The organism is Streptomyces sp. NPDC031100, assembly GCF_055570785.1.
Map to the genome: position 1 here is coordinate 275,632 of NZ_JBVIGN010000005.1, position 10,650 is coordinate 286,281.

The window sequence follows — 10,650 nt, forward strand, 5'->3', positions numbered from 1 at the left end:
GGACGCCTGCCCCGGGCGCTCGGGCGCCGGCGCCTGCGTGGTCGCGTTCCGCGCGGCGCGGGGTGCGAACACGGAGGGCTCGTCGTCGAGGTCCTCGCCCCCCGGCGCGGCCGGGATCGCCGACGGCCCAGCAGCAGCCCGGTACGTGGCCGGCTCCCCGGCACCCGACGGTCCGGCCGTCGGTGCTCCTGAGGGCGTGGCCGGTGACGGCGGTTCGGCGGTGGGGTTCGGGGGCGGTGTCGTCGGGCGCGGAGGGATCGGGGCGCGGCGCGCTTCCGTGCTCATGCACCCCCCGTTTCCTCGTGCCCGGGCCGTCTCCTCGTACGCGGGCCTTCGTGCTCCTCGGCCGTACCCGGTGCGGAACTCCGTCCGGGCACGCATACCCGTACGGCTGGACCGGCATCCCGGTTCAGCCGATGCGGCCGGGTCGTCCCGCCGTACGTGCGCGTCACTCTACGGGTTGTCCGGGAGAGAAGGAGAACCAGTCCACGAGCCCGGGGCATCTGCCCGGAACGTCCCCCTACCCTGCGGTAATCGAGTCTGGCAGGCTTCCGTCATGACTGCGCCTGCCGCTGATCGGGCCCGTTACGACCGGGCCACCGCCCATCTCGACGCCCCTGTCGCGATCGTGGATCTGGACGCGTTCGACGCCAACGCGGACGACCTCCTCCGCCGTGCCGCCGGAAAGCCGGTCCGGGTCGCCAGCAAGTCGGTCCGCTGCCGGGCCCTGCTGGAACGCGTCCTGGCCAGGGACGGCTTCCAGGGGATCATGTCGTTCACCCTGGCCGAGTCGCTGTGGCTGGCGCGCTCGGGCTTCGACGACGTCCTGCTGGCCTACCCGTCCGCCGACCGTTCGGGCTTCGCGGAGCTGGCGGCCGATCCCAAGCTCGCCGGTGCCGTCACCGTGATGATCGACGACATCGCCCACCTCGACCTCATCGACGCGGCCCGCGACGGCGGGCGTGAAGTGGTGCGGGTCTGCCTGGAGTTGGACACCTCGCTGAAGCTGCTGGGCGGCCGGGTGCGCGTCGGGGCGCTCCGGTCGCCGCTGCACTCCCCCGCCCAACTCGCCGAACTGGCCCGGGCCGTGGCCCGGCGGCCGGGGTTCAAGCTCGTGGGGATCATGGCGTACGAGGGGCACATCGCGGGGGTCGGTGACGACGTGGCCGGGCGGCCACTGCGCTCGCGGGCCATCCGGCTGATGCAGGCCACCGCCCGGCGGGAGCTGGCCGAGCGGCGCGGCGCCGTGGTGCGGGCGGTCCGGGCGGTGGTGCCCGGCCTGGAGTTCGTCAACGGCGGCGGCACGGGCAGTGTGCAGCACACCGCCGCCGAGGACGCGGTCACGGAGATCGCGGCGGGGTCCGGCCTGTACGTGCCCCGGCTGTTCGACAACTACACGTCCTTCACCGGCCGTCCGGCCGCCCTGTTCGCCCAGCCCGTCGTACGGCGGCCGGGCGTGGGTGTCGTCACCGTGCTGGGCGGCGGCTACCCGGCCTCCGGCGTGGCCGGTCCCGACCGGCTGCCGGTGCCCTACCTCCCCGAGGGGCTCAGGTACGACCCGCAGGAGGGCCCCGGCGAGGTGCAGACCCCGCTGCTCGGCTCGCCCGCCGACGACCTGCTCATCGGCGACAAGGTGTGGTTCCGGCACGCCAAGGCGGGCGAGCTGTGCGAGCGGTTCGACGTGCTGCACCTGATCGAGGGGGACACGGTGACGGCCACCGTGCCCACCTACCGGGGTGAGGGGCAGACGTTCCTCTGACCAGCCCCCTACAGGGGCGTGACGTACGCGCCCGCGATTCCGCCGTCCACCAGGAAGTCGGTGGCGTTGACGAAGGAGGAGTCGTCGCTGGCCAGGAAGGCGACGGCGGCGGCGATCTCCTCGGCCTCGGCGAACCGGCCGACCGGGATGTGGACGAGGCGGCGGGCGGCCCGCTCCGGGTCCTTGGCGAACAGCTCCTGGAGGAGCGGGGTGTTCACCGGGCCCGGGCAGAGGGCGTTGACCCTGATCCCCTCCCGCGCGAACTGCACGCCCAGTTCGCGGGACATGGCGAGGACGCCACCCTTGGAGGCCGTGTACGAGATCTGCGAGGTCGCAGCGCCCATGCGGGCCACGAAGGACGCCGTGTTGATGATGGAGCCCTTGCCCTGGCGGCGCATGTAGGGGATCGCGGCCTTGCAGCACAGGTAGACGGAGGTGAGGTTGACCTCCTGGACGCGCTTCCAGGCCTCCAGGCCGGTCTCCAGGATCGAGTCGTCGTCGGGCGGCGAGATGCCCGCGTTGTTGAAGGCCACGTCGACGCTGCCGTAGGTGTCGTACGCCGTCTTGAACAGCGCCTCGACCTGCTCGGGGTCGGTGACGTCGACCTTGACGAAGATCCCGCCGACCTCGTCGGCGGCGGCCTTGCCGCGGGCCTCGTCGACGTCGGCGCAGACCACGTGCGCGCCCTCGGAGGCGAGGCGGCGGGCGGCGGCGAGGCCGATGCCGCTGCCGGCTCCGGTGACGACTGCGGTACGGCCGACCAGGCGGCGGCAAACAATGGTGTCGGTCACTGTGCGGGGCCCTCCGTGCTGATGAAGACGTTCTTGGTTTCGGTGAAGGCGGTCAGGGCGTCCGGCCCGAGTTCGCGGCCGAGGCCGGACTGCTTGAAACCCCCGAAGGGGGTCCAGTAGCGGACGCTGGAGTGGGAGTTGACGGACAGGTTGCCCGCGCGCACGGCCTGCGAGACGCGCAGGGCGCGGCCGATGTCCCGGGTCCAGATGGAGCCGGAGAGGCCGTAGGGGGTGTCGTTGGCGAGGCGGATCGCGTCCTCCTCGTCGGTGAAGGGCAGGAGGACGGCGACGGGGCCGAAGATCTCCTCGCGGGCCGCCGCACTGCCCGGCCGCTCCCCGGTCAGGACGGTCGGCGGGAACCAGAAACCGGGGCCGTCGGGGGCGCCGCCCCGCAGGGCGGGGGCGTCCTCGGGGACGTACGACCGTACGCGGTCCAGCTGCTGACGGGAGATCAGCGGGCCCATCTGGGTCTTCTCGTCGGCGGGGTCGCCCACCACGACGGCGGCCAGCGCGTCGGTGAGGAATGCGCGGGCCTCCTCGTACACCGGCTCCTGGACCAGGATGCGGGTGCGGGCGCAGCAGTCCTGTCCGGAGTTGTCCAGGAAGGAGAAGGGGTCGAGGGCCGCCTTGAGGTCGGCGTCGGCGAAGACGACGTTGGGGCTCTTGCCGCCGAGTTCGAGGGTCAGGCGCTTGGTCTGGTCGGCGCACAGCGCCATGATGTGCTTGCCGACCCGGGTGGAGCCGGTGAAGACGATCTTGGCGACGCGCGGGTTCCGCACGAGGGCCTCGCCCGCGATGTCGCCGCGGCCCGGCAGGACCTGGAACAGGTGCTCGGGCAGCCCCGCCGCCAGGGCGAGTTCGGCGAGGCGCAGTGCGGTCAGCGGAGTGGTCTCGGCGGGCTTCAGCAGGACCGCGTTGCCCGCCGCGAGCGCGGGGGCCATGCCCCACGCGGCGATCGGCATCGGGAAGTTCCAGGGTGCGATGACGCCGACCACGCCGAGCGGTTCGAGGAGCGTGACGTCCAACCCGCCGGCGACCGGGATCTGCCGGCCGGTCAGCCGCTCCACGCCGCCTGCGGCGTAGTCCAGCAGATCACGGACGTTGCCCGCCTCCCAGCGGGCGTTGCCGATGGTGTGGCCGGCCTCGCGCACCTCCAGCCGGGCGAGTTCCTCGATGTGGTCGTCGACGACGGCGGCGAAGCGGCGCAGCAGCCGGGCCCGGTCGGCGGGCGCGAGGGCCGCCCACTTCTGCTGGGCTCGTTCGGCCCGGTACGCGGCGGCGTCGACGTCCTGCTCGACGGCGCCGGGTACGGTCGCGATCACCTCTTCCGTCGCGGGGTTCAGGACGTCGAGTTCATACGGGTGCGACACGTCATGCCTCACAAGCGTTCGAAGGAGCGGCGCAGCTCCCAGTCGGTGACCGCGGCGTCGAAGGCGTCCAGTTCGACGCGTGCCATGTTGCGGTAGTGGGCCACGACCTCGTCGCCGAAGGCGGCCTTGGCCACGGGGCTGTTCTCCCAGAGTTCGGCGGCCTCGCGCAGGGTGGTCGGGACGTGCTCGAAGTCGGCGGTGTAGGCGTTGCCGGGGCAGGGCTCGGGGAGTTCGAGCTTCTGCTCGATGCCGTACAGGCCGGCCGCGACCAGTCCGGCGACGGCGAGGTAGGGGTTGACGTCGCCGCCGGGAAGGCGGTTCTCGAAGCGCATCGAGCGGCCGTGGCCGACCACGCGGAGGGCGCAGGTGCGGTTGTCGTGGCCCCAGGCGACGGCGGTGGGCGCGAAGGAGCCGGGCTGGAACCGCTTGTAGGAGTTGATGTTGGGGGCGTAGAGGAGGGAGAAGTCGCGCAGGGCCGCGAGCTGTCCGGCGAGGAAGTGCCGCATCACGTCGGACATCCCGCCGTCGCCGTCCCCCGCCATCGCGTTGCGACCGTCGGCGTCGGCGAGCGAGAGGTGGATGTGGCAGGAGTTGCCCTCGCGCTCGTTGTACTTGGCCATGAAGGTGATCGAGACGCCCTCCTGGGCGGCGATCTCCTTGGCTCCGGTCTTGTACAGGGCGTGCTGGTCGCAGGTGGCGAGGGCCTCGTCGTAGCGGAAGGCGATCTCGTGCTGGCCGGGGTTGCACTCGCCCTTGGCGGACTCGACGGTGAGGCCGGCGCCCGCCATGTCGTTGCGCAGGCGGCGCAGCAGGGGCTCGATGCGGCCGGTGCCGAGGATGGAGTAGTCGATGTTGTACTGGTTGGCCGGGGTCAGGCCGCGGTAGTTCGCGTCCCAGGCCTGTTCGTAGCTGTCCTTGAAGACGATGAACTCCAGCTCGGTGCCGACCTGGGCGGTGTAACCGAGTTCGGCGAGCCGGTCGAGCTGGCGGCGCAGGATCTGGCGCGGGGCGGCGACGACCGGTGAGCCGTCGTTCCAGGCGAGGTCGGCGACGAGCAGGGCGGTGCCGGGGTGCCAGGGGATGTGGCGCAGGGTGGCGAGGTCGGGATGCATGGCGAAGTCGCCGTAGCCGCGGTCCCAGGAGGACATCGCGTAGCCGTCGACGGTGTTCATCTCGGTGTCGACGGCGAGCAGGTAGTTGCAGCCCTCGGTGCCGTGCTGGAGGACCTCGTCGAGGAAGAAGCGGGCGGCGAACCGCTTGCCCTGGAGCCGCCCTTGCATATCGGGGAAGGCCAGGACGACAGTGTCGATCTCACCGCCGGCGACGAGGGTGTGCAGTTCCTCGACGCTCAGCGGGGGTGTGCGGTCTGCCACGGGAGAGCCTCCTTAGGCTGCTTCGCGTTTTACGGCGGGGCCGGGAGCCATAAGGTATTGCCGAGAACCATTGCTTGGGAAGGGGGTACGGCCGGATGTCGCAGGAGACGGACGCGCAGGGCGCGCCTGCGCAGGGAGTCGACGACCGGCTCGCTCCGGTGCTGCGGCCGGTACGGGCGGGCAACGGCTTCGAGGAGGCACTGGAGCAGATCCTGCAGGTCGTACGGCTCGGCCTGGTGGCGGGCGGCGAGCGGCTGCCCGCCGAGCGGGAGCTGGCGGAGCGGCTCGGGATCAGCCGGGTGACGCTGCGCGAGGTGCTGAAGGTGCTGCAGGACCAGGGGCTGGTGGAGGCGCGGCGCGGGCGGTACGGCGGAACGTTCGTGCTGCCGCGCACGGACGCGGGCGGCGAGGACGAGCTGCGGCGCCGGATCTCCGAGGTCGACATCGAGGACGTACTCCGGTTCCGCGAGGTCCTCGAGGTGGGGGCGGCGGGGCTGTGCGCGGCGCACGGGCTGAGCGACGAGCAGGCCGACCGGTTGCGGGAGGCGCTGGACCGGACGCACGAGGCGCCGCTCGCGCACTACCGGCGGCTGGACACGCTGCTGCATCTGACGCTGGCCGAGCTGTGCGGTTCGCCGTCGCTGACCGCGCAGTACGCGGCGGTGCGGGCGACCGTCAACGACCTGCTGGACTGCATCCCGCTGCTGGTGCGCAACCTGGAGCACTCGCAGCGGCAGCACATCGCGCTGGTGGAGGCGGTGCTGGACGGGGACGCGGACGGGGCGCGGGAGATGATGCGCGAGCACTGCGCGGGTACGGCGGCGCTGCTGCGGGGCTTCCTGGCGTGAGCCGGCTCTGCAAAGGTATGCGTACGGACCTTTTGATTGTCTGGAGGGCAGCGTGACCGTACGACCGCTGATCGGTGTGAGTACGTATCTGGAGGCCGGTACGCGCTGGGGCGTGTGGGAGCTGGACGCCGTGCTGCTGCCGGCCGGCTATCCGCAGCTGGTGCAGGAGGCCGGAGGGCTCGCCTTCCTGCTGCCGCCGGACGCGCCCGAGCGGGCCGCCGCGGCGGTGGAGCGCCTGGACGGGCTGGTGATCGCGGGCGGACCGGACGTGGATCCGTCCCGGTACGGCGCCGAGCGCTCGCCGCGTACGGGGCCGCCCGCGCCGGAGCGGGACGCGTGGGAACTCGCCCTGATCGAGGCGGCGTTGGCGGCGAACGTGCCATTGCTGGGCATCTGCCGGGGCATGCAGCTGCTGAACGTGGCCCTCGGCGGCACGCTGGTGCAGCACCTGGACGGGCACGCGGAGCAGGTCGGCGTGTTCGGGCGGCACCGGGTGAAGCCGGAGCCGGGGACGCTGTACGCGCGGATCGCGCCGGAGGAGACCTCCGTACCCACCTATCACCACCAGGCGGTGGAGCGTCTCGGTGCGGGGCTGGTGCCGTCGGCCCGCGCGGAGGACGGGACCGTGGAGGCGATCGAACGGCCGGCGGGCGAGGGGTGGGTGCTCGGCGTGCAGTGGCATCCGGAGATGGGGTCGGACCTCCGGGTCATGCAGGCGCTGGTGGAAGCAGCCTCCTGACCACTGCTCACCCCCTGGTCAGCGACAGCAGCTCGCGCGCCGGTCCCGTCGGCCGGTGCCCCGTCGGCCACACCGCGCGCAGGTCCCGGCGCAGGGACACCCCCTCCACCGGGATGCTCACCAGGCGGCGCATCGCCAGTTCCTCCCCCACCGCCAGCTCGCTGAGGACCGACGGGCCCGCGCCGCTGACCGCCGAGGCCTTCACCGCTGTCGTGGAGGAGAGTTCGATCAGGGGCCGGGCCAGGCCGCCCAGGGCCGTGTCCAGGACCTGGCGGGTGCCGGAGCCGCGTTCGCGCAGGATCAGGGGCGTGGCCGCCAGCTCCTCGGCGGTCAGCGGGCGCCGGCGGCGGGCCCAGGGGTGGCCGGGGGCGGTGACGACGATCAGGCGGTCACGGGCGATCACCGTGGAGTCCAGGCCCGCCGGGACCGTGAGACCCTCCACGAAGCCCAGGTCCGCCTCGTCGGCCAGCAGGAGTTCGGCGACCTTCGCCGAGTTGCCCGCGAGCAGGGACACCGCGGTGTCGGGGCGCTCGGCGTGCAGGGCGAGGAGCCAGCCCGGGAGCAGATACTCCGCGATGGTCATGCTCGCCGCGACCCGCAGCCGCGAGTCCCGCCGGTCGCGCAGCGCCCGCGCGCCCGCGTCGAAGGCGGCAGCCGCCTCCACCACCCGGCGGGCCCAGTCCGTCACCAGGGCGCCCGCGTCCGTGAGCCGGGAGCCGCGCGGGGAGCGGTCGACCAGGGCGACGCCCAGCTGTCGTTCCATGGAGCGGATGCGGCTGCTGGCGGCCGGCTGGGTGATGCCGACCTCCCGCGCCGCCGCCCCGAGGCTGCCCAGCCGGGCCACGGCCAGCAGCAGTTCCAGCGCGCCGAGGTCCGGGACCCGGTGCGCCAGCGAGCCGCCTGCCCGGCCGTCGTCCGTCGCATACTCCTCACTCATAAGACCAGCTTATGCCCTCATAGATGCGAACTCCCTGGTCAGCGACGATCGGCGGCGCGAGGGTGGGGCCATGGTCACCGTTGCCCACTCCCTGCCCGCCGACCGCGCCGTCGCCGTCCGGCACCTCGGTCCCAACTGGTACGCCGCCGTCATGGGAACCTCCATCGTCGGCACGGCCGGCGCCGCGCTCCCCGTGCACCTCGCCACGGGACTGCGCGAGATCTGCACGGCCGTGTGGGCGCTCGCCGGCCTTGTGCTGGCCGCTCTCCTGACCGCCCGCGTCCGGCGCTGGACCCACCATCGCGACCAGGCCCACGCCGACCTGCTCGACCCCGCCATGGCCCCCTTCTACGGCTGCCTGTCCATGGCCCTGCTCGCGGTGGGCGGCGGTGCCCTGACGGTCGGCCGGGACTGGATCGGCAGCGGTGCGGCCGTCGCGCTCGACACGGTCCTGTTCACCGCCGGTACGGCGATCGGGCTCGCGGCCGCCGTGGCCGTGCCGTACCTGATGGCCGTGCGCCATCGTGTGCAGGCCTCCCAGGCCACCCCGGTCTGGCTGCTGCCGCTGGTCGCGCCGATGGTCTCCGCCGCGCTCGGTCCGCTGCTCGTGCCGCATCTGCCGCCCGGGCAGCCCCGGGAGACCCTGCTGCTGGCCTGTTTCGCCCTGTTCGGGCTGAGCCTGCTGGCGACGCTGCTGATGCTGGCGCTGGTCTTCGCCCGGCTGGTCACCTCCGGCCCGCTGCCGCTCGCGCTCACCCCGACCCTGTTCCTGGTCCTCGGCCCGCTCGGGCAGTCAACCACCGCCGTCGGCCTGATCGCGGACGTGGCTCCCGGGGTCGTACCGGCCCCGTACGACCGCGGGCTCGCCGTGTTCGCCCTGCTCTACGGGGTGCCGGTCATGGGGTTCGCGCTGCTGTGGCTGGCGCTCGCGGCCGCGCATGTGGTGCGGGCCCGGCGGCAGGGCATGGGCTTCGCCATGACCTGGTGGGCGTTCACCTTCCCGGTGGGCACCTGTGTCACCGGCGCCGCCGCCCTCGCCCGGCACACCGGGCTCGCCGGGTACGACGCCCTGGCCGTCGGCCTGTACGCCGTGCTGGTCACCGCGTGGCTCGCGGCCGCGGCGGGCACGGTACGGGGCCTGCTCAGCGGCGAGCTGCTCGCAGGGCCTCGGCCAGCACCCGCGGCGCCTCGGCCAGTGACGGGCCGTACCAGGTGAGGTGGCGGCCGCTGACCAGGGCACAGGGCAGGCCGGGGAAGGCCTCGGGGCCGTCGTCGGCGGTGAAGCGGTAGGGCTCGTCCGGGAGGACGACGAGGTCCGGGGCCGCCGCCCGCAGTTCGGCGAGCAGGTTGCGAGGGAACGCAGATCAGGGCGAGTTAGCTCGATCGTGTGATGATCGACGTCCGGGCTTGCAGCGCGTTGGGCCGTCCTGCGGCGTGATCGTGCGATCTGGGACGCCGGTTGCGGTGCCAGCGTGCGGGGCCCCTGCTCCACCGGAGTGATGGTTCAGGGCCTCCCCGTCGCCTCTGGCCGCATCTACCTGGCCAGGTCGTGAGGGAACTGGCCTCCCGGGCTCGGACCACGGACGGGATCCGTGTTGCCGCCCCGGGGCTGAGTACGCCGGGGACCAGTGCGCCCAAGACCGTTCGGGGCGTGCCAGCGAGTGGGCTCGCCCTGCTCACTGCTCAGGAGCGGTTCTTGGTGCCGCCGATGCAGGCCGTGCACCAGTCGGTGGCGCCCACCAGGGCACTGTGGAGCGTCAGCGCCACCGCCTCCGTCAGCGACGGGACGAGGGAGACGACCCGCACTAACGGGACCGGTCCTGGACGGCCTCGATGTGTTCGGCGACCGCCACCACGATGACCCGGGTGTCAGGGACGGTGGCCCGCCAGCGGTGCCGAACCCCGCCGGTGAGGTAGAGGGTGTCGCCTCGTCCGAGGCGGTACGCGCGGCCCTCGGCCTCGATCTCGACGGCGCCGTCGGCGACGTACATCAGCTCGTCGTTGCGGTGCTGGAACTCGCGGCCGGCCTCGTGGTCGCCGGTGAACTCGGAGGCGTGGAGCTGGTGGTGCCCGCGCACCAGGGAGCGGGTGCGGGGGTCGAAGTCGCCCTCGGCGACGGGCTCGGCGCGTACGACGTCCACGCTGCACGCCGGGTCGGCGGCGGCGAGGAGTTCCACGGCGGTGGTGCGCAGGGCGTCGGCCAGCTTCTCCAGGGAGGTGTGGCTCGGGCGGGCCCGGTCGTTCTCGACCTGGCTGAGGAAGGGCACGGACAGGCCGCTGCGCTCGGCCACGACGGCGAGGGTGAGTTCCAGCGCACGGCGACGCCGCCGGACGGCCGCGCCCACCCGCACGGGCTGTTGCTCTTTGTGGTCGCCCATCGCTCCGGCTCCCTCCTTCACTCGTCGTGCCGCGGACCAGGTGCCCGCCGTCGGACACCTCTCTGAAGAGTTGTCTGCACCCTACGCATGTTCGGCAAACCGTTTCATGCGGCTGACACATCCCCGTCACGCCGCCGGGCCCGCACCCCCATGGTTCGCGCCAGTGCGACGGCTCGCCGTGCGGGACGGGTCTCTCCAGGTTCAAGGCGAATCCGGGCGTACATGTTCCCGCCGGGCCCGGGCCCATGGCGCTCCGTGGTTGGCCGGATCCTTCCCGTGGGCGGATCCCCAGGGATGCGGACGCGCTGACACCGCGAGGGGGGGGGGGGGGGGGGGGGGGGGGGGGGGGGGGGGGGGGGGGGGGGGTTTGTGGGGGGGGGGGGGGGGGGGGGGGTGGGGGGGGGGGGGGGGGTTGTCTCTTCTGTGTGGCTGGGGGTCGCTGCTTTGCCCATTAT

9 protein-coding genes and 1 pseudogene are annotated in these 10,650 nt (G+C 73.1%); 4 read left to right on the forward strand and 6 right to left on the reverse strand.

Going from position 1 to position 10,650, the window contains the following annotated elements; translation table 11 throughout:
* The first annotated feature begins 556 nt into the window (after window positions 1–556).
* Window positions 557–1,759, forward strand: a complete 1,203-nt coding sequence (locus ACZ5DS_RS17095; RefSeq protein WP_468238792.1) for an amino acid deaminase/aldolase — start codon at window positions 557–559, stop codon at window positions 1,757–1,759.
* 8 nt (window positions 1,760–1,767) lie between these two features.
* On the opposite strand, the gene ACZ5DS_RS17100 is transcribed toward ACZ5DS_RS17095, so the two are convergent.
* Genes ACZ5DS_RS17100 through ACZ5DS_RS17110 form a run of 3 tightly spaced genes read right to left on the reverse strand, consistent with a single transcriptional unit; the run spans window position 1,768 to window position 5,293 of the window.
* The gene (locus tag ACZ5DS_RS17100) at window positions 1,768–2,550 is read right to left on the reverse strand and encodes a 3-oxoacyl-ACP reductase (protein WP_468238795.1); all 783 of its coding nucleotides are present in this window, start codon (window positions 2,548–2,550) and stop codon (window positions 1,768–1,770) included.
* Window positions 2,547–3,920, reverse strand: a complete 1,374-nt coding sequence (locus ACZ5DS_RS17105; protein WP_468238798.1) for an aldehyde dehydrogenase family protein — start codon at window positions 3,918–3,920, stop codon at window positions 2,547–2,549. Before ACZ5DS_RS17105 ends, ACZ5DS_RS17100 begins: the two co-directional genes overlap by 4 nt.
* Before the next feature lie 8 nt (window positions 3,921–3,928).
* The gene (locus tag ACZ5DS_RS17110) at window positions 3,929–5,293 is read right to left on the reverse strand and encodes a glutamine synthetase family protein (RefSeq protein WP_468238800.1); all 1,365 of its coding nucleotides are present in this window, start codon (window positions 5,291–5,293) and stop codon (window positions 3,929–3,931) included.
* A gap of 95 nt (window positions 5,294–5,388) precedes the next feature.
* Here ACZ5DS_RS17110 and ACZ5DS_RS17115 point away from each other — a divergent pair, with 95 nt between their 5' ends.
* Both ACZ5DS_RS17115 and ACZ5DS_RS17120 read left to right on the forward strand, forming a co-directional pair.
* Complete coding sequence (locus tag ACZ5DS_RS17115; RefSeq protein ID WP_468238802.1) at window positions 5,389–6,141, forward strand: FadR/GntR family transcriptional regulator; 753 nt, start codon at window positions 5,389–5,391, stop codon at window positions 6,139–6,141.
* 52 nt (window positions 6,142–6,193) lie between these two features.
* A complete protein-coding gene (locus tag ACZ5DS_RS17120) occupies window positions 6,194–6,880 on the forward strand; it encodes a gamma-glutamyl-gamma-aminobutyrate hydrolase family protein (protein WP_468238804.1) in 687 nt (228 codons plus the stop codon).
* 7 nt (window positions 6,881–6,887) lie between these two features.
* On the opposite strand, the gene ACZ5DS_RS17125 is transcribed toward ACZ5DS_RS17120, so the two are convergent.
* Entirely contained in the window at window positions 6,888–7,817 is a 930-nt protein-coding gene (locus ACZ5DS_RS17125) for a LysR family transcriptional regulator (RefSeq protein WP_468238806.1), read from the reverse strand.
* A 70-nt stretch (window positions 7,818–7,887) separates the two neighbouring features.
* Between ACZ5DS_RS17125 and ACZ5DS_RS17130 the strand changes: the two genes are divergently transcribed.
* On the forward strand, window positions 7,888–9,033 hold the full coding sequence (locus ACZ5DS_RS17130; RefSeq protein ID WP_468238809.1) for a TDT family transporter: 1,146 nt from the start codon (window positions 7,888–7,890) through the stop codon (window positions 9,031–9,033).
* Here ACZ5DS_RS17130 and ACZ5DS_RS17135 read toward each other — a convergent pair.
* Both ACZ5DS_RS17135 and ACZ5DS_RS17140 read right to left on the reverse strand, forming a co-directional pair.
* Window positions 8,960–9,623 (reverse strand): annotated as a pseudogene (locus ACZ5DS_RS17135) (helical backbone metal receptor). The gene ACZ5DS_RS17130 and the pseudogene ACZ5DS_RS17135 sit on opposite strands and share 74 nt — an antisense overlap.
* Window positions 9,623–10,195: a helix-turn-helix domain-containing protein gene (locus ACZ5DS_RS17140; protein ID WP_468238811.1), complete on the reverse strand. Its 573-nt coding sequence runs from the start codon at window positions 10,193–10,195 to the stop codon at window positions 9,623–9,625. The pseudogene ACZ5DS_RS17135 and the gene ACZ5DS_RS17140 overlap by 1 nt, the downstream one beginning before the upstream one ends.
* Window positions 10,196–10,650 lie beyond the last annotated feature (455 nt).